The following is a 20234-nucleotide window of genomic DNA, read 5'->3' as shown; positions in this document are numbered from 1 at the left end:
CAAGGGTGTCCGCCGTGTCCGCCCCATTGTCCGTGGACGGTTGTCGCGAGGCAGTGGCGCGAGGCGTGGCGCGGGTGTGCTGCGTGGCGCGCGACTTGCTACCGATCCCGCGTCCACCAGGAGCAGGCATGGCAGAGCTTCCGATTCGCTTCGTCGCATTTGCGGCGATCCTCGTTACCACCACGCTTGCGAGGGCCGGCGACATCGAGCCGGTTCGCTACGATCTCGCCTTCCGCAGGCAGGGTGCGGCCCTGGAAACCGTCGAGGTGCGGGCGACCGCGCGCTTGAACCGGGACGGTGTCATCGACTTCGCCGTGCCGTCGTGGCAAGTGACGGACGTCCATGCACTGGCGGGTTCGCTCGACACATCCACACCCGGGCGCTGGCGATTGCGCGGCCAGCCCGGCAGCGAGGTCGCGTTTGCCTGGCGGAGCCAGCCGGCGGCTCTTACGCGAATCCTCCCGTGGGATGTATCGCAGTCGGTGCTCGTGCGGCCCGACGCCATCGCCGCCTCGACAAACGTGCTTTTCGCTCTTCCGGACGGGCCGGAGGACCGCCCCGTGGACGTGCATTGGTCGGCTCCGGACGGATGGATGGTCTCCACCTCAATTTCCCAGGGGATACAAAAGGTCGCCCGGCTCGGGGGCGGCACATTCCTCGCCGCACGCGAGGCGCGAACATCGACGCGCCGTGTCGGTACCGCCACCGTGACGATCACCGCGCTGGACGGCGCGCGCGACGTGGAACGCATCGCGGATGCCCTGGCCCACGCCGTGGCCGATGTCGTGCCGCCCCCGACGCGCCACGATTACACATTCAATATCATCGACTTCGACGGGAAATCGCCCGGGCTATCGATGACCACATCCCCCTTCGGGGGCACCGTTTACCTGACCCCCGGCGTACCCGACGATGCGTGGCTTCCCTGGCTCCTGGCGGCGGCCACGTTGCCCGGGCAGACGCCGGGCGATCCGGCCACGGCGTGGTACGCCGAGGGGTTCGCCACGTACCGGACCGTGAGCGAGCTCTTCGCCAAAGGCTACCTGCCACCCGTCGCGTTCGCCCGTATGATCGACCAGGCCGCGACGGGCTACGGCAACTCGCCGTTTCGCCGCGCACCACAGGGCCAGGTCGAAGACTCCTTCGCCCGTTCGCGCGACATGCGCGAGCTGCCTGCGAACCGCGGCCTGCTCTTCGCCGCGCTCCTGGACGCGCGTATCCGTGCCGCCACGGGGGGTAGGAAGACCCTGCTCGACGCGTTGGCGCGCATGGGCAGCCCGGCGGCCCCGGGGCCCGCGCTCATCGATGCGGTGGCGGCCATCGGTGCGGGCGATATCGCGCCGCTCTACCGCCGCTACATCGTGGAGGGGCAGCTGCTGCAACTCCCACGCGACACGCTTGGTCCCTGCTTCACCGTCGGCACGGTAGCCGACTGGTCCGGCTGGCAGGTGCAGCATGTATTCGCGAAGCGGTCCTGCGAGTTACGGGGCGCCGCGGTGGCCTCGCCCTAGGTGGCGGCATGCGGCGCGCCCGCGCCTTGCCGCCATCCCGCGCGCGCCGTATGGTTCCGGCTTCCGTCACGACCCGAGTACTCCGATGCCGCATCCGCAGGCGCAGTCCCCCGAGCATCTCAGGCGCAGCCTGTCGAACCGCCACCTGCAGCTGATCGCCATCGGCGGCGCCATCGGAACCGGCCTCTTCATGGGCTCGGGCAAGACGATCAGCCTCGCGGGGCCATCCATCCTGCTGGTGTACCTGATCATCGGCGTGATGCTGTTCTTCGTGATGCGGGCCATGGGCGAGCTGCTGCTCTCCAACCTCAACTACAAGTCCTTCATCGACTTCTCCACCGACCTGCTGGGTCCGTGGGCCGGATTCTTCTGCGGCTGGACCTACTGGTTCTGCTGGATCATCACCGCGATCGCCGATGTCATCGCCATCGCCTCGTACGCACAGTTCTGGTTCCCGGGGCTTGCGCCATGGATACCGGCGCTGCTGTGCGTGCTCCTGCTGCTGACGTTGAACCTCACCACCGTGCGCCTCTTCGGCGAGTTGGAGTTCTGGTTCGCCCTCATCAAGATCGTGGCCATCTGCGCCCTCATCGTCACGGGTTTCGGCATGGTGGCCTGGGCCTTCCGCTCGCCGGACGGCCACGTGGCATCGCTTGCGAACCTCTGGAACGATGGCGGCATGTTCCCCATGGGCGTGGGCGGCTTCTTCGCCGGCTTCCAGATCGCGGTGTTCGCCTTCGTAGGCATCGAACTGGTCGGCACCACGGCGGCTGAAACTGCCGACCCCGAACGTAACCTGCCCAAGGCGATCAACTCGATCCCCGTGCGCATCATCCTTTTCTACGTGCTGTCGCTCGTGGTGATCATGGCGGTAACGCCGTGGCGGCAGGTGCTGCCGGGCAAGAGTCCGTTCGTGGAACTGTTCGTGCTCGCCGGCATTCCCGCCGCCGCCAGCCTGATCAACTTCGTGGTGCTCACCTCGGCCACCTCGTCCGCCAACAGCGGCATCTTCTCCACCAGCCGCATGCTGTTCGGCCTGGCCGAAGAGAACCACGCGCCGAAGGCGTTCCACCAGCTTTCGAAAGCCGCGGTGCCCTCGCGCGGTCTCTTCTTCTCGTGCCTGTGCCTCCTGGGCGGGGCCATGCTGGTCTATGTGATCCCCAACCTCGTTACCGCGTTCACGCTGGTGACGACGCTCGCCGCCATCCTCTTCATGTTCGTGTGGTCGCTGATCCTGGTGGCGTACATGGCATACCGCAAGAACCGTCCGGAGTTGCACGCCGTGTCGAGCTACAAGATGCCCGGCGGCGTCGCGATGTGCTGGGCATGCCTCGTCTTCTTCGCCTTCGTGCTGGTACTCCTGGCGCTGGAAAGCGACACGCGGCAGGCCCTGATCGCCAGCCCCGTCTGGTTCGCCATCCTCGGCATCGGGTACGCGTTGCGTCGCAAGAAGGCTTGAACCGGAAGGGGAAGAACCATAAAAAAGGTGCTTCACGGAAGTCCGGGGACGCATGCCGCATGCAAAGGTTCATTCGCCAAGGCGAATGCATGTGGCCTAGCGGCTGGCGCCGCCGTCAGCTTTGACGGTGAGGCCAGAGCCTTCGGTGTCCACCCTCGCTGCTCAGACAGGTCCTCCGCGTTCGGCAAGGAGGGGCCGCTGGCGCGGCCCGTTTATCTATCTGGCCTTCGGCCGCTCTCTTGTGCGGAACTCGCCTCGAGGATGGACACCGAAGACTCTCCCCATGCCTGAGGTGTCGTGTCCGGAGAGCCGGCACAGCCGAAGGCAGCCGCTGCGGGCGGGGCAGTATCGCCTCGTCTCGCCCACCTGCACGGTCAGCCAGTCGCGACTTCGGACGTTGCTTGTCGGGAAATAGCTCACATCCCAGGCATCGCTTGCGCAGGTATCCCCATCGAACCCCGCCGCTCTCCCATCACGCTACCCCACCGCCCGGAAGAGACCTTGGTGTCCACCCTCGAGGCGAGTTCCGCACAAGTGAGCGGCCGAAGGCCGATTGAGCACATGGGCCGCGGCAGCGGCCTTCCTTGCCGAACGCGGAGGACCTGTCTGAGCAGCGAGGGTGGGCATCAAGGTCTCCTGCGAAACGCTCGGCTGTACAGCGCTTTGGCAAGATCGGGCAAGCGAACCCCACGACGAGCCTGTCGAAGCCAGTGGCGTCGACTCGAAGCCTGTACTCGCCCTGTAATGCGTGAAGAACCTAAAAAAAGGGCCCGCTCTTCCGAGCGGGCCCTTCTCTTTCGCGCAAGCGAGCGGCCTTAGAAGGCCACGCGTACACCGGCGGTGACGCCGTACGCCGAGCGGCGCTTGCCTTCCTCGGCGGTGAGGCCACCGTAGAGGTAGGTGCTCTTGCCGAGGCGCATCGTGCCGTTCGCATTCACCTGGACGAAGCCGCGACCGACACCCGGAGCGGCGGTGTCGAAGCGCTGGCCGGCCAGCGTGTTGTGCACCGTCGGATCGAGCAGGTCGCCGGTATCGGCACCCACCGCGACGCCTGCGTGCCAGGTGAGCGTGGACGCCAGCGGATCGGCGGCCTTCGAACCCATGCTCACGCCGGCGAGCACGCGGGTGCCCTTCTCCGACAGTTCGTCCAGCGACAGGGCAGCAGCGGAACCACGCTCATTCACGGCATCGCGTTCCACCTTCTGCCACACGACGCTGACATACGGTTCGATACGCGAACCGTTCGCCGTCTGCATCGGCATGCGCAACGTGGCGCTGGCCATGCTGTCCTTACCCGAGGTACGGGTTTCCAGCTGCGAACCGCCCAGCGGATCGGCGCGACGGGTCGTCCAGTCCGTGGTGCCATACGCCGCCACGCCGTCGAGCACGAAGCTGCTGCCGAGCGCCTGCTGCGCGTACACCATGCCCGACGTGCCGCGGATGGAACCCGAGCCGCCATGCGAGATCACGTTCGTGTCGTGGTGCGTGGCTGCCACACCGAGCACGGTGCCGCCCTCGGCGTAGAGGTCGATACCGCCCGTGGTGCGGTCGGTGCCGGTCTCGAAGCCGCTACCCTGGCCGTCGGCGATGGAGCGGTTGCCGTCGCGGGTCACGTTCGCCCAGACGTTGTGCGCCATATCGGGCGAACGGTCCGTGGCGAGGTGATCGCTCACGTCGCGCTGCATACCAAGGCCCGCGCTGCGCGCAGCGGCGGCCTGGTCGGCATGCACTTCGCCGGAGAGGCTGCCCACTAGCGACGCAGCGCGATCGGCACTGGCCGCCGACACGGCGTAAAGCAGCTCGTTCTGTGCCGCCGTGGCCGTGCCGGCGTCCATCGCCTGCACCGCGCCGTCGAGCGAGCCCGCGACTGCCAGGCTGTTACGCTTGGCACCCGCGCCGAGCAGGGTGGCGTAAGACACCGGCGCCACACGCAGATCGATGCTGTGACCAGCGTTCGCGCCGTAGAACGCGAGGAAGCGAGCATTCGCCGGCAGGCCGTCGGTCGGCTGCTGGATGCCGTCGAAACGACCTTCCACGCCGCCGTCGGCGGTCACGATGCGATAGGTGCTGCCCAGCGCCGGGGTATACGTGTTCGACGCGTTGCCCGTGATGCCGCGCAGGGTGGGCACCAGGGTACCGTCGGCGATGAAGCGATTGCCCTCACCCACGACCAGCACGCGCGAATAGTTGCCCGCACCGTTACCCGTGCCGAGACCGTCGATGTCGACCTGCAGCGAGCTGCCGGCCTGCATCGTCACCGTGCCGGCCACCGTCAGCGTGCCCGGCGAATTGCCGGCCGCCAGACGGCCTTCCACGTTGACCGGTCCGCTGACCACGCCCGTACCGCGCAGCATGCCGCCCTTGTCCACCTGCACGAAGCTGCTGGCCAGCTGGCCGTTCGCGCTCAGCACACCGTCTTCCACGCACGTGCCGCTGGCGAGGCTGGAACGACCGGTGAGGCTGAGGTAGCCCTTGCCCGACTTCACGAAGCAACCGTTACCCGCGCCTGCCACCAGGTTGCCCGAGAGCACGGTGGTGGTGCCGGTCGCGACGTTCACGCCCGAGTTGCCGCTGATGACCACTTCCTGGCCGGTGCCGAGCGAGGCGTCGGACTGCAGCGTGCCACCCTGGAGCAGGATCTGGCCCGTGCCCAACGAGGAACCGGTGTTGATGCGGATCACGCCGCCCTGGATCAGGGTGCCGCCGGTGAAGGTGTTGTTGCCGTACACCACCAGGGTACCGCCACCGAGCTTCACCAGACCGCCGGTGCCGCTGATGTCGCCGCGCTGGTTCAGGGTCACGCCGTCCAGCGTGGTGATCTGCGCGCCGTGGCTGCCGATCAGGATGTCGCGATCCGTGCTCATCGTGCTGGTCACGGCGAGGTTGCCGCCATTGATGGCAATGTTGCTGGACGCGTCGCCCAGATTGGCATCCGACGACACCTGCAGCGTGCCGCCGTTGATCGTGGTGCCGCCCTTGTAGGTGTTGTTGCCGCCCAGGATCAGCGTACCGGCGTTCACGGTCGTACCGCCGATGTGCGACGCCACGCCGGAGATGTCGAGCGTGCCTTCGCCGTTCTTCACCAGACCATTCGCGCCCGAGACGTTGCCGGTGGCGGTGAGCGTGGTACCCACGTCGGTGGCGATCGTGCCGCTCGTATTGAGCGACAGATCACGTGCCGTGGTGAAGCTGCCCGTGGTGTGCAGCGAGCCACCATTGAACGCGATGCCGTTGGAAGCAGCACCAAGGTTGGCGTCCGAGGAGACCTGCAGCGTGCCGCCATTGATGGTGTTGCCACCGGTGTACGTGTTGTCACCGCCCAGGATCAGCGTGCCGGCGTTCACGGTCGTACCGCCGGTGTGCGAGGCGACGCCCTCGATATCGAGCGTTCCCAGGCCATTCTTTACCAAGCCCGCGGCGCCCGACACATTGCCCGTCGCTACGAGCGTCGAGTACACGTTGGTGTCGATCGTGCCGCTCGTATTTAGCGACAGGTTACGCGCCGTCGTGAAGCTACCCGTGGTGTGCAGCGATCCTCCGTTGAACGCGATTCCATTGGAAGCAGCGCCGAGGTTCGAATCATTCTGCACTTGCAGGGTGCCGCCGTTGATCGTGTTGCCGCCCGTGTAGGTATTGTGGTTGGTCAGCACCAGGATGCCGTCATTCACCACCGTGCCGCCGGTATGGGAAGCCACGCCGCCGATGACCAGACGACCTTCGCCGTCCTTCACGAGCGTGCCCGTACCCGACGCCGTGCCGCCCGTCGCCATGGTCGTGTTGCCGTCGACGTCGAAGTGGCCTTCGCCGTTCAGGACCACGTTGCGGTCGGAGTTGATCGTGTCGGTGGTGTGCAGCGTGCCGCCGTTGAGGGCGAGGCCGTTCGAGGCATTGCCGAGGTTCGCGTCGCTCGACACTTCCAGCGTACCACCGCCGTTGACCGTGGTGCCGCCGGTGTAGGTGTTGTTGCCCGTGAGCACGAGCGTACCGTCGTTCACGATGGTGCCGCCCGTGTGGGAAGCCACGCCGTCGATTTCGAGAACGCCTTCGCCGTTCTTCACCAGAGCGCCGTTACCGGACACCGTACCGGACGTGGTCATGGCCGTGTCGGCGTCGGTGTCGATCGTGCCGCTGCCATTGAGCGACAAATTGCGCGCCGAGTCCACATCGCCAGTGCTGTGCAGCGTGCCGCCGTTGAGCGCGAGGTTGCTCGATGCGCCACCGAGGTTCGCGTCACTGGAGACCTCCAGCGTGCCGCCAGTGTTGACCACGGTGCCGCCGCCGTACGTGTTGGTGCTCGACAGCACCAGCGTGCCGTCGTTGACGATGGTGGCGCCGTTCTGCGTGAGGGCGCCGGTCTGCGCCAGGGTGCCCTCACCGTCCTTGACGAAGTCGCCGCTGCCCGTCACCGCGCCGGAGTGCGTCAGCGTGGTGCCCGTGGCGGTGTCGACCGTGCCGGTGCCGGTCACATCGATGATGTTGCCCAGGGTCGTGCCCTGCGTGGTGTCGAGCGTGCCGTTGTTCAGGATGATCGTACCGGTGCCGAGCGCAGCGCCGTTGTCGATCGACACGGTAGCGCCACCGGACACGGTCGTGCCGCCGGTGTACGTGTTGGTGCCGGTGAAGCCCTGCGTCCCGCCGGTGACGTTCACGCCACCCGTGCCGCCGATGGTGCCGGTGTAGGTGTCGTGCCCGTTCGTGATGGTGAGATCGTTGGTGCCGAGCGTCACTGTGCCGTTACCACCGAGCGAAGCGATGTTCTCGTTGCCGTTGGCCTGGCCGATGTCGAGCGTGCCGTTGTTGGTCACGCCGCTGGACTGCGCGATGCTGCCATTGCCCGAAAGGGCGAGGGTCGCACCGTCGTCGATGGTGGTTTCGCCGGTATAGGTGTTGGTACCGGTCAGCGTGACTGTGCCGCCGTTGCCGCTGTTGACGATGTTGAGGTCGCCCGGCACGCCGTTGGTCCCGTCGGAGATCGTGCCCGTGAACGTGGCATCGTGCCCGTCCTGGTCGATCGTGCCGCCGTTATGGGAGATCGTGATGTCCTGACCGAGGGTCGGATTGGTCTGGTCGACCGTGAGCGTGCCGCCGTCGAACGCGATGTCGGTGCTGCCGGCGCCAGTAGTGGTTTCCGGATTCGCCGGGTCCACCGTCACGACGGACGGGCCGCCGGCGTTGGCGGCGTCGTCGGGCGTGGCGAGCACCTGGAAGTCCGGATTGTCCGGCGTGCAGTTGGCCACCGGGCCGGTGAGGCTCACGCACTTGCCGGCGTACACACCCATTTCGACGCCGCCATTGCCCGAGCCGGCCACGTTCGCCGCATTGTTCGACAGCGCGGTGAAGCTGATCGTGTAGACGGTTCCCGCAACGAGATCCACACCCTGATAGATGCCGTCGAAGCTGCCGACGGCACCGTCATACCAGGAACCGGCGGTGGAGGTATTGACGTTCGTGGTGGTCTTGTCGCCATCGCCCGGTGCGTGCCACGTACCGGCCGCCGTCGGGACGGTGCCCGTCTGGTAGACCACGCCCCAGTTCGCTGGCGCCTGGACGCCGCTGTCGCCGATCTGTCCGCCCTGGGTGAAGAGGGGGTTGGTGAAGAGGTTCGTCGTGGTGTCGCCTGCCGCGTACAGGCCAACGTTTCCGAACGTCCAGTACGCCGGATCCTGGCGGAAAGCGAACAGGATGTAGTTGTTGCCGGTGTCGGTGGCTGTGAACGTGACGGAGTAGTTCTGGAACTGGTCCGCAACGTTCGTCGCGCTGTTGCCACCCGTACCGTTATTGATGTCCAGCAGGGAGCCACTCGGCATGGCCAGATAGGAAGCGGCGGACGCCGGTGTCGCAAATGAAAGCGCCACGGCCAGTGCCGCCAGCGGCAGGACGGTGGTTCGCGCATCGCGCGGCGCCCGCTTCGACGCGTTGCCGCCGGAAGAACGACGGCCGAGTTCGGAAGTCACGACGAGCTGACTGATCGCCTTGTTCCAGACGATGCGGAAAATTCTGTTCATTGGAGGTGTCGGTCCTGTCGCTGAGTTGAGTGCTCTCCCCCTTCATCCCCCCTGCCGTGGATGACAGGTGCGATCGAGAGCAGTGACCCATCAGCAAAGGCCGTGCCAAGGAATGTGAAGCGCTTGTTACAGCGCTTTGCAGGCCCTCTACGCGATGGACCGGCCTGACGCACAGCGGCAATTTGTGACCGTAGTCACAAATTTCACCTAAGTGAAGACCAAAAGCGGCTGTTGCCTTGACAGGGTCGCCCAGGGAATGTCAGGACCCGGGTACCGCGTCCGGCAGACTGATGCGCCCTTCGATGCACTCGGCGATGGCGCCGCCTATCCAGAGCGCATCGCCCTCGCGCGTGACGTGGATACGTGCATCGCGCCCCATGGCGCGGCCTTGTGCGATCCGGTAGTGATCGGGGGCGATGCCGGCTTGTGCAAACCACACCGCGATGCCGGCATTGAGGCTTCCCGTGGCGGGGTCCTCCAGCAGGCCCCCGGAGAACACCAGCGCCCGCACCTCAAAGGCGATATCCGGCGCCGGCCCGCCGTTCGCCACCACGCCGATCTTCAACCCATCCAGTGCGACCGGATCGGGACTCAGGCGGTGCAGCCACCCCGGCTCCCGCAAGAGCACCGCGCACCAGCCCGCGCCGTTGTCGACCCAGCGCGCGTCGACAAGATCGGTCACGGCCAGCCCGAGTCCCGAGGCGATGCGCTCGCGCAGCGGCGCTTCGAGCTGCGCGTCCGAACGCAAGGGCGGAGCGCGAAACGACAACACGCCGCCCTCGCGCCGTACCGGCACCAGCCCTATGCCGCACTCTTGCACGACCTCCGTCGCCTTCGGTCGGCCACCGGCCGCAAGCCAGGCATGACAGGCACCGAGGGTCGGATGTCCGGCGAAGGGCATCTCGCCGCGCGGCGAAAAGATACGCACCCGGTAGTCCGCCCGGGGATCGGACGGCGACTGCAGGAAGACCGTTTCGCTCAGCTGGGTCCAGCGCGCCAGCGCGGCCATGGTCGCGTCGTCGAGACCGTCCGCATCGAAAACGACCGCGAGGGGATTGCCGCCCAGCGGGCGGTCGGAGAAGACATCGAACTGGCGAAAGGCGTACTGGGTCATGGGCAATCAATGCGATGCGGGCGGCGGGCTTGCCATCACCGAGGAGAGCAGCAACGCCCCACGGTTCACTTTCACATAGGCGGACGCCACGGGCTCGAGCTTCCCATCCTTCAACCGCCAGGCCGATACCAGCCAGTCGTCGTTGATCCGCCAGCCCACGTGTCCGTGCCCGATGAATCCGAGCAGCGTCTCGCCGCGGAAGTCGATGGGAAAGAAACGGGCTTCCGGCCCGTAGCCTTTCATCTGGTCGTCGGCGACATTCGCGCCGAACACGGGCAACTCGGGATAAGCGCTGGTATCGCCCTTTGGCGCAATGCCCTTCGGCGCCCTGGCCGCCGCGACCATGGCGTCGTAGGCACGCTTCGCATCGCCCGCCAGCCGGCGATCGAGTGTGCCGGGCACGGGGCTTCGGTCGTAGCGCGTCGCGGCGGCCATCGCGGCCGTGGCGAAATCGTCGCAGGGCGATTGCTTCGGCGCGCATGCGCTGCCGAGCGGCGACAGCGAGTGGTCGAACCGGAGGACCAGGCGGTTGCCGGGGCCGAAACGCTTCCCGTCCCAAGGGCTGACGTCGAGACTCATCTCGTCCGGCGAGGGATTGACGAGCACGGTAGCAAGCACGTCGTCGCCCACCTTCGCCACGCCATGCCGGGTCATGCAATCGCCGTCCCACGCCGCGGGCACATCGACCGCGATCGCTTTCTTGCCTTCAATGCGAAAGGGCGCCTCCGTCCAGCAATGGGCCGTGCCGCCCACGGAATACAGGGAACTCACCGGGCTCCCCGCCAGCTTCCGGTATCCCGACGAGGCATCCAGTTGGCCCAGTGCCTCGCGCATGCGCGCGTCCGGTTCGTACGGAAAGCCTTTGGCGTCCTGGATGGGAACATCGGAGGCGAGAGTGATGGGCGCCCCCGCCTTGGCGAGGTCGGCCAGCACGTCGTACGAACCCGCGGGCAGGCGCGACAACGCACCCTGCAAGCTGTCGACCGGTTTCGGCGCCTTCGCATCGAGTCCCTGCAGGAAGTCGATACGCGCCTGGTATTGCCCGATATCGGCAGGCAGAGGCTTGCCAGGGTTGTCGCCGAGGAAATCCGCCATGGCGGCGTCGCGGCCGGCAAGCCAATGGAGCTGGTCGAGCTTCAGCGCATCGCCCTTTTCCGGATGGTTCTTCAGCGCCGCGCGGAACACCTCGCCGAGCTTCCCGTCCAATGCGGACACCTTCGGCGAGGCGCATATGGCTTTTTCGGCAAGAGTCGAGGCCTTGCCGCAATCGAAACCGGCGGCGGAGCATACACCCGCGGCAAGCACCAAAGGGATTCCCAGCACTCCCTGTATCGTCATCCTCACGGGCATTCCTCCATCAAAGCCGGCCTTCCGGCGGTGCGGCACATTTTAAGGAATGAGGCTGAAGCACACCTGCGCGGCGAGGCTGCGCTATATTCGGCCCGCCGAACGGCGAGCGGGGGGCTCGTCTTCCGTGCGGAAGGGGGAAATCATGGAAGCGATCGACGGCGCCGACCAGCGGCGCAAGCAGAAGTGCATGCGGGAGCCGGTGCGATGAGGACCGGATTCAAGCCCGTGGATCATCGCTACGACGACGCGCTCAGCCGCGTGTCCTGGGACGCCTTCGAACGCCTCGTGGCGGAGCATTACCGCAGCCTAGGCTACGAGGTGGTGCACCTGGGCACGGGCGGCGGGTCGAACCGCACCGACGGCGGTATCGACCTGAAGCTGCTGGGCGACCAGGAAACGGTGGTGGTCCAATGCAAGCACTGGAACTGCTGGAAGGTGCCGCATAACGACGTGCACCAACTCATCGGCGTGATGCATACGGCGGGAGCGACGCGCGCCATCGTGATCACCTCGGGCGAGTTCACCCGGGCCGCGATCCAAGCCGCGGAGAAGTTCCCGCACATTCGATTGATCGACGGCAAGATGCTCCGCGCGATGCTCGGCCCCGTGGAGGAGCCCACCATGCCGCACGCGACTTTCGATGCCATGCCGTCATGGGCAAGGCACACGCGGAGACCGCAACGAACCCGCACAACGCGCGGCCCCATCGTTGCGGCAGCCGGGGCCTTCGTCACGATGGCCATCGCGGTAGCCGTGCTCTACGGCTACTACGTTCGCGACATTCAGCGTGCGCAACTCGCCAGCCAACGAGCCCTCATCCGCGTCGCGCAAACGAGACAGCCGGCCCACGCGCCAGCCCTGTTACCGATACTGACATCGGCCAAGCCGATGAGCAGCCTCAACGGACACCCGGCCATCGTGCATGACGCCCCGATGACCAAGACCGATATCGCGGAGTGGGAGAAGAAGAACGCCGAGTCGATGCGCATCCTCGAGAAGACGACGCCCTCTTTGCCTTGAGCGACGCCGCGAGCGAGTCTTTCTGTGGGAGCCGGCTGTGCCGGCGATCCCGCGGCAGCGGGCCGGCATGCCGCAAGCACCCATCGCCGCTGAAGCGGCTCCCACAGAAAGCCCCGCTGCTCCGGGTGGAGCCTCGGTGCTTTTCCTCCTCAGAAAACCCAGTTCAGGCTCAACCGCGCCGACTGGTCTTTGGCATCGCTTGCGAACTGGCCGACATACGACGCATCGATGGTGACCGCCGGCGCCGGCTTGAAGCGCAGGCCCAGCGTCGCCACGCCAGCGTTGTCGGCAATGGGCGTACCTCCCACTTGGAACGCATCGCCGCCTGTCGCGAAGCGCTGCCGGCTCAACGTATCTGTGTCGCCCCAGGCGTGCTGCCAACCCACGCTCGCGAACACGCCGATGCCGCCATCGGCCGAGAGTTCATGGCTACCGCGCAGGCCCAGCGTGGCGAAGGTCTGCGCGCTCTTGTCCCCTCGCACGTCGAGCGCGGCATCGCCGCCATGCTCGTGCAAGGCGTCCGTGCGCAGCTCCTGCCGGGCCACGTTGAGGTACGGCGCCAGCGACGCGTGGTCGAAGCGGAATGCATAGGCGCCCTCCACGAACACCTGCGCCGAGCGCGCGCGCGTGTCGCCATTCAGCCGTTCGTTCAGATCGTCGGCTTCGGCCGTGCGATGCGTGTCGATGTCGCGATGGCTGTACAGCGCGCCGGCCTGAAGCATGAGGTTGCCGTAATGGCCGCTGCCGTAGAGGCCCGCCGTACGCGTGTCGCCGGTGGCGGAATCGCCGCGAGCGGAGGCCGACACATGCCCCGTGCCGAGCGCGAAGCCGATGCGCGTATCGGAGCCCACGCCGGTATCCGCACCGACCAGCATGCCACCGCCATTCGCCCGCAGGCGCGCGGCATTGCCGTCGCCGTCGTGGCTACCCCAATGGCCCCATGCGGACGCCCAGGCGGCCGTCGCGTCGCCGGTGCCGTCGGCGTATTGCGTGAGCAGATGCTGGTTGATCGCATCGCGCTGGTAACGATCGTCGTCCGTGATCGCCCCGCGCAGGTTGGCGTGGATCTCGCCGGAGAGTGTGTCGAACGCCGTACGCGCCGCTGCGGCGTCGAGGCGCAGCACCGCACTGTAAAGCGGCGAGCCCTGATCGAGCGCTTGCAACGCACCCGCGGTGGCGCGCTGGTTGCGCGTGCCCGCCACGTCGAGGAAGGACACGTCGTTGCGACGAAGTGTGAGTTTCACAGCGTTCGCCGTGTATGAAAGCGTCGGCACGAGGAACGCCAGGTTCGACGACACGTCACCGAAGGTACCGTCGACACCCCCCGCCGCGGAAAGGATGGTGTACGTGGTGGCGACGTTCCAGTGACCGCCGGTGCCGAGGCTGACGACGGGGCCGCCGTGCAGGGTCGCCATCCCTGCTACAGCCACGGCGTCGCCCTGCCCCGCATCCGACACATCCACGGCATAACGCGAGCCAGCCGCCAGATCGAGATTGCCGTTGAACGTGAGCGTGCCGATCGCGCCCGCGCCGCCGGGCGAGAGCTCGCTACCCGACGCCAGCGCGGCGCTGCCCGCCGTGCCGCTGCCGGCGAGGGTCGTGCCACCGGCCATGGCGAGGCTGCCGCCGAGCGAACCATCGAGCCGCAGCGTGCCCCCGTCGATCGTGGTCGTGCCTGTGAACGCACTGCTGTTGCCGGTCAGCTGCAGCCCATTGCTGCCAAGCTTGCGGAACGTGCCGTCGCCGGACATCGTGCCCGCATAGGCGACATCGTCCGAGCGGTCGAGCACCAGCGCACCGTGGTTCGCGATGTTCAGCGGCAAGGTTCCGCGCGTGCCACCGTCGCCCACGTGCAGCGTGCCGTCGGCGATGGTGGTCAGGCCCGTATTCGCGGCGGTACCGGTCAGGACAAGCGTGCCTTGGCCGGTCTTTGTGAGTGCGCCTGAAATCGACGCCACGCTGAATCCCTGTGGCGCGCTGTCGACGATACCGCCCGACAAGGTGGCCGTCTGCCCCGCCGCCACGTCGATGCCGGCTTCGCCCGCGAGCCTCACGGTGTTCGCGAGCGACATGTCGTTCGCTCCGAACGCCAGCGTGCCGCCGCTCATCACCAGATCGCCGGTCCCGATGGCGCCGTTGTCGCCAAGGCGCAGGGTGCCATCGCTCAGCCAGGTGGTGCCGCTGTAGTTGTTCGCGTGATTCAGCACAAGCGTGCCCGCGCCCGACTTCTGCAACGAGCCGGACCCGGTGATGGCGCCGTTCCACGTAAAGACATTGGCGGCGGCGTCGACATCAATGCCGCCAGCCGAGAGCAGCGACAGGGCGCGGCCGGTCGACGTATAGGACATGCCGGTGATGCGCAGCCCGCCGCCACCCATCGTCAAGGCGTTTGCGGCATCGCCGAGATTGGCATCGTCGCTGACGGACACCATGCCACCGTCGATGGCGAGGCCACCGGAGAAGGTGTTGGCACCGTTGAGCACCAGCGTGCCCGCATCCGCTTTTGTGAAGCCCTGCGTGCCCGCTAGCACCGAATCGATGGTGGCGACGTAAGCCTGGCTAGCGGCGGTGCCGTCACCCACGCGCACGATGACCGGCCCACCGGACGCAACAAGGTTGAGGGCATCGCCGGTGACGCGATAGCCGTCACTCAGGAACTGCATTCCGGTGACCGCTACCGCACCTGCGGTTCCGTCGACAGTGACCGTGCCTTTTGCACCGCCGAAAATGGCGAAGCCTGGCTGCGGGGCCATGGGCTCCGTGAGGCTGCCCTGCGCATCCGTCCATGTGGGCGAGGTGTTCGACCAGGTACCGTCGCCGCCACCCATCTGCGTGGGGCTGGCGAGATGGTTCGCGTTCCAGTAACTCAGCGTGGCGTTGGAGTAGTCGATCAGGTTGATCTGCTTCTGGCCGGTCAGCGTCTGCAAGGTGACGAGGTGCCCGGCGGGTTTGCTTCCGAGGAGGATGCCGCCGTTCGTCTCGGTGAGCGTGCCGCCATAGGAAAAGAGGTTGTACACGCCAGGGCCCATGCCACCCGCATCGGCGACATTCAGCGTGACGCCGTTCAAGGCGAGATTGCCGCCCACGATCACCTTGTCGCCTGCGCCGCTAGCACCGAACTCGGCGTCGAACACCGTGCCCTGCGCCATGGCGAAGTCGCCGTCCACCGTGAGCGTGCCCACGGAATTGCCGGGGGACAGCGTGCTGCCGGTGGCCATGGTCACGCTGCCACCGATGCTGCCGTGGCCGCCAAGCGATGCACCGCTGGCGACGGCCACGCCGCCGCCCAGGCGAGCCGTGGAGCCCGCCGTTCCGCCGACCACGAGGCTGCCGCCCAGCACCGAGGTGGAACCCTGGAAGAGGGAACCGTCGCCGTCGTAGACCAGCTTGCCGGCACCGTACTTCGTGAATGCCCCCGTTCCCTTGATGGCACCGCCGAAGGTGGCATCGTTGCTGCGATTGAAAGCGAGGGTGCCGTTGACGGTGGTATCGGCATCCAGCGTGCCGGTGGTGCCGCCGTTGCCTACGGTGAGCGTGCTGCCCGTATCGATCTGCACGCCGTTGTTGCCGGTCAGCGCGCCGTCGGAACGAAGCGTGCCGGTGACGGTCACGCCCTGGCTGCCGGTGAAAGATATCTTTTGCGAGGCATACACCGTGCCGGCCACGGTCAGCGGCAGGATGTCGGCGATCGAGATCGTGGTCGCGGTGATCGAGCCAAGCGTGGCGATCGCATTGCCCGCACTGTTCAGCACCAGGTCTCCGCTTACCGCGCCCGAAAGCGTGCCTGCCGTGACGCTGCCGGCCACCTGCTGGACCGACGACTGCGCACTCAGCGTCAGCGTCAACGGCGTGCTGACGTCACCGGCAAGCACGACCGAGTCGTCGCTGCTCACCGTGGCATCGCTGCCTGCGTGCATCGCCCCGATGGGCAGACTTCCGGCGGAACTCACGTCGATGGTGTTACCCGTCAACGAGAGCATGCCGCCAAAGACGTTGCCGGCATTGCCAAGGTCGATATCGCCCCCGGCTTGCACCGTGAGCATGTTCGGCCCGGTGACCGCGCCGGCGAACGTCACCGCGCCGGTGTCGCTGACGATGGTGGTGTCATTGGCGAGCGACACGGGCATGCCGTAGTGCTGCAAGCCGGTCGTGTGGATGGTGCCAGACAACGTGGTGCTGCCAGGGTGGTCGAGGTCGAGCGATCCGTCGAGCTGTACACCCTTCAGGGCGAGGGTTCCGGCGCCGAAGCGACTCGTAACGGCACCGGTGCCGTCGATGGCATCGACGGAAAGGGTGCCCGCGGTGGACGAAGCCGGCCAGAATTCGACGGCCGCCGACGCACCGTCCAGCTTCACCCGTTCGAGCGACGCGCTGTTCGAGGAGATCACCTGCGCCGTCGCGGCGTCCGCGAGTTCCACGGCCCCGTTGATGGTGGAAGCCGGAAGCATCGACAGCGTGTTATTCACCCCATTGAAGAGGATGGCCGAAGCGCGTGCTCCGCCGGCACCCACGCCGCCCTGGATTTTCCCTCCGTTCTGGATGGTGGAGAAACCCTGCGTGACGATACCGATGCCGGCGGCACCATTGCCCGTTGCCGCGCCGCCAACGATCGTTCCGGCATTGATCACGGAGAGACCCAGACCGAGGCCGCGTATGCCCGCACCCGAATCGCCGGCGCCGCCCGGCACGAGCGCGGCGCCACCCGCGCCACCCACACCACCGGTGATCGTGGTGCCCAGATTGGTCACCTGGACATTGTTGGCAGTGACGACCACACCATCGCCACCACCGCCGCCACCGCCGCCGAAGGCCTGAAAGTTCAGATCGCCAGAGCCGCCGGCGCCGCCGGCACCTCCGGTGACCGCGTTACCTGGATTGTTCGGGAGCGTCGCGGCCTGCAGCGTCAACTCCGCATCCTGCCCCGTGATCGCGATGCCGGCACCGCCACCGCCACCACCGCCACCGCCGGCGCCGCTGTTAACCGAGGCGGCGCCACCGGCGCCACCCTTGCCGCCGGTAAACGTCATATTCGCTGGGAAGCCGAGATTGGACTGGGTGATGACGATTCCCGTGCCACCGCCACCACCGCCACCGGCTGTGGCGGTATCCTCGCTACCGTCGCCGCCCTGGCCACCGGTCACCGCGTTGCCCACCTGCGTGCCGACATCGCCGCCCGTACCGCCGATGCCGCCGGGGCTTCCGTCGCGGCTTCCCGACGCACCCTGGCCGCCCGCGCCGTTGACCGGCTGCGCGCCCGGCTGCGCTGTCAGGACCGTGCCGTTGAGCATGTTGCTGCCACCGCCCTGCCCGTTACCCGCACCGCCTACACCCGGGCGATCGCCGAAACCGACACCCCCTTGCGCGCTGCAAAGGGTGACGTTCGCCAGGGTGCAGGTCTGAGCAAAGGCCGGCGACACAGCGATGCAAAGGCCGATGGCGGCCATCGCGCTCCACAACGATCGACGACGGGGCGGAGATGCCTCAACCCGGGCATGGCCCCCTGCCTGCGACGACGCCAGCTCCGAAGCCACCTGCACAACGCGCAGCGCTCCGTTCCACACGAGATGGTAAACGCGATTCATCAGATTCCCCTGGGCGTAGGCGCCCCCCTGCCGGGGCCGGCGCAACAGCGCGCATCTTAGCGTTGTCGGGAGCGGGAAGTCAGGGGTAACCCGGTGCCCATCGCAGGCCCGCTCATCCCGATGTCCCTATCTACGCTGCCGCCTCATCCGAAGCAAAGGAGTACAACTGCCAATGCCGCGGCGTGCGCAAAGAAAAAAGTGACCATGCGCAGGAGCAATACACCACCTTTGACCGAGCAGACCTTGTGAATCAGGTACGCATTGGCGGGCCACCAGACGCACAGCACAGCGACGTAACCGAGTGAGGAATTCCCGGACAGCATCGAGGCAACGATCACACCCAGCACGATCATGGGTGAAAGAAGAAAAGCGTAGATCACCTTGTCGAGCCACGGCCCGGATGTCTTCTTCATCATTGGAACAACTTGTCGATCAAGTCTTCCATGGCCATGCCGATCGCGTTCGACTCATATCGTAGTGGCAAATGAGCCGTTTCCGGGCTCTCGCTCAGCACTTTGAGCTGCAATTGGGTGAGCTTCACGATCATGCTGATTTCCGGCGACGAAGTCTGCCGACGACGCGAACGCGATTCATCAGAACCCCCTGGCAAAAGCGCCTCTCGCGAACCGGCGCTACGGCGTGCATCTTAGCTCCGCCGGGCGGGCGGCAAGCCAGGGGCCCTACTTAGGCTCGAACCGCTGATGGTACCGCGACACGGTCTCTGCGTTTGCCCTCGCGATGTCGCGAAATTCCGCACTGATGTCGGCATGCCGGGCAACGCGACGCCAGAACAGCTCAGCCCATTCCGCCGCTTTCTGCCAGTGGTGCATATCGGAAGGCACCGGCGGAGGTGGCCGATATTCGCGCGGCACCACGGCTCCGTTGGCGGACGGCCGATAAAGCATCGGCAACATGTCGTAGTTCGGCGCAAGACGTAACGGCAGCGTGGCACCGAGGAAAAAGCAGAGATTCCCGAAGTGCATGTCGGTATTACCGATCATGCGGCCGAACCACCATCGACGTCGTACCTGCTCCTGTACGCCGTCATCCAACCAGCCGGCACGCGCCATGCGCGATGTGGCAGAGGGCCAATCGTCACGCTCGCCATCGTGCGCATCGCTCCATGCTGCAAGGGTGACGCAGCCAAGACGGCCGTGCGCGCCGACGCGATCGAACCGCATGACCTCCAGACATACCCTGCCCTGCGACCAGACAAGTTCGGTTGCCGCGCTGTCGACACCCTGTTCGGCCAGAACCCGACCGGCGAGATGTTCACAGATGAGCAGATCGGCCCACCGGCGCCCCGAGGGATTCCCTTCCACCGGTTCACTGAACTTGACGATGACGTGACGTGGCGCGCCATCGTCGTCTTCGACAATGGCGGTGAATTTCGGCTGCTCGCCGGCAGCGGACGATCCGACTGGTTCGCCGGCAAGCGCGGCCCTGGCGAGTTCGTCATAGCGGTGGTCGCGGTTACGCCGGGGAACGACCTCCGGCGCTTCTTGCAAAGCGCGCTCAAGTGCGCGCTCGCCGAGTACAAAATTACCTGGGCCATCTTCTCCGTACAGGAGAAGCGCGGCGAGAACCGCATCGTCATTCCAACGAAGGATGTCGTCAGGCAGACCGAGATCGCGCGACCAGCGAAGCGCGAACTGGCGCCCCAGGAAGCCTTGGGGCCGCTGATCGTCGAGGAACCAGGGCACGCCGGGAAAAAGGCCGTCGACAAACTCATCGCGGAGCCAATCGGTTTGGCGAGTGGTCGTCACCAGGCTCCCGCGGTCGTACAACGCGGTGAGCCGCCCGAAATCCTGCGGACGCCCCTGAGCGTCGATTCGAAAGAGCGGCCATTCCGTGCCCAAGCCACGCACATCGCGTACCGCGGCATAGCGGGTGCGGCGCGCTCGTCCGATGCGAGCGACGCGGTCGCCTGCCTCCGCCAGTATTCGCGAGATCCCCGGCTGGCTGACGCCCAGGGCGGCACCCAGATCGCGGGCGCTCGAAGGGCCCCGCTGGCGGAGGATATCGACGAGCTTTTCAGCGGAGGCAGCCATGCCTGAATAGATACTTGAATAGATTACTCACGTCAACTTATTGATTATTAATCTCTTACAGTTTCACTGACAGGAAAATTGAATAGATTCAATTATCTATTTCAAGAGTCGAACCTACCTCGGACCTCCTCGCCCGAACGGC

The 20234-nt window shown here is 66.4% G+C and carries 10 protein-coding genes; 3 read left to right on the top strand and 7 right to left on the bottom strand.

Annotated features, from left to right (window positions below; genetic code table 11):
* The first annotated feature begins 128 nt into the window (after window positions 1–128).
* Together FHS47_RS00320 and cycA are read left to right on the top strand one after the other, a co-directional pair.
* The gene (locus FHS47_RS00320) at window positions 129–1511 is read left to right on the top strand and encodes a hypothetical protein (RefSeq protein ID WP_167021807.1); all 1383 of its coding nucleotides are present in this window, start codon (window positions 129–131) and stop codon (window positions 1509–1511) included.
* Between the two features lie 85 nt (window positions 1512–1596).
* A complete protein-coding gene (cycA, locus tag FHS47_RS00315; protein WP_167021806.1) occupies window positions 1597–2970 on the top strand; it encodes a D-serine/D-alanine/glycine transporter in 1374 nt (457 codons plus the stop codon).
* An 815-nt stretch (window positions 2971–3785) separates the two neighbouring features.
* Here the strand turns inward: cycA and FHS47_RS00310 are convergent.
* The 3 genes from FHS47_RS00310 to FHS47_RS00300 all read right to left on the bottom strand — a co-directional run bounded on the left by FHS47_RS00310 (window position 3786) and on the right by FHS47_RS00300 (window position 11295).
* Window positions 3786–8975: an autotransporter-associated beta strand repeat-containing protein gene (locus FHS47_RS00310; RefSeq protein WP_167021805.1), complete on the bottom strand. Its 5190-nt coding sequence runs from the start codon at window positions 8973–8975 to the stop codon at window positions 3786–3788.
* Between the two features lie 259 nt (window positions 8976–9234).
* A complete protein-coding gene (locus tag FHS47_RS00305) occupies window positions 9235–10089 on the bottom strand; it encodes a PhzF family phenazine biosynthesis protein (RefSeq protein WP_167021804.1) in 855 nt (284 codons plus the stop codon).
* A gap of 6 nt (window positions 10090–10095) precedes the next feature.
* A complete protein-coding gene (locus FHS47_RS00300; RefSeq protein ID WP_167021803.1) occupies window positions 10096–11295 on the bottom strand; it encodes a hypothetical protein in 1200 nt (399 codons plus the stop codon).
* A 348-nt stretch (window positions 11296–11643) separates the two neighbouring features.
* Here FHS47_RS00300 and FHS47_RS00295 point away from each other — a divergent pair, with 348 nt between their 5' ends.
* On the top strand, window positions 11644–12459 hold the full coding sequence (locus tag FHS47_RS00295) for a restriction endonuclease (protein ID WP_167021802.1): 816 nt from the start codon (window positions 11644–11646) through the stop codon (window positions 12457–12459).
* A 149-nt stretch (window positions 12460–12608) separates the two neighbouring features.
* Here FHS47_RS00295 and FHS47_RS00290 read toward each other — a convergent pair whose 3' ends face one another.
* From FHS47_RS00290 to yjjJ, 4 genes are all read right to left on the bottom strand, one after another.
* Window positions 12609–18041, bottom strand: a complete 5433-nt coding sequence (locus FHS47_RS00290) for an autotransporter domain-containing protein (RefSeq protein WP_167021801.1) — start codon at window positions 18039–18041, stop codon at window positions 12609–12611.
* Window positions 18042–18184: 143 nt separating this feature from the next.
* Window positions 18185–18457, bottom strand: coding sequence for a hypothetical protein (locus FHS47_RS00285; RefSeq protein WP_167021800.1), 273 nt, complete (start codon window positions 18455–18457; stop codon window positions 18185–18187).
* Window positions 18454–18588 (bottom strand): hypothetical protein, encoded by a 135-nt coding sequence (locus tag FHS47_RS19865; RefSeq protein WP_282097514.1) that lies wholly within the window; start codon window positions 18586–18588, stop codon window positions 18454–18456. The genes FHS47_RS00285 and FHS47_RS19865 overlap by 4 nt, the downstream gene beginning before the upstream one ends.
* Before the next feature lie 133 nt (window positions 18589–18721).
* Window positions 18722–20092, bottom strand: a complete 1371-nt coding sequence (gene yjjJ / locus FHS47_RS00280; RefSeq protein WP_167021799.1) for a type II toxin-antitoxin system HipA family toxin YjjJ — start codon at window positions 20090–20092, stop codon at window positions 18722–18724.
* Window positions 20093–20234: the final 142 nt, after the last annotated feature.

Origin of the sequence: Luteibacter sp. SG786, from assembly GCF_011759605.1 — a bacterium.
In the GTDB taxonomy this organism is placed as follows: domain Bacteria; phylum Pseudomonadota; class Gammaproteobacteria; order Xanthomonadales; family Rhodanobacteraceae; genus Luteibacter.
The sequence above is the reverse complement of the archived record's forward strand: the minus strand, read 5'-3'. Positions and strand labels throughout refer to the sequence as shown.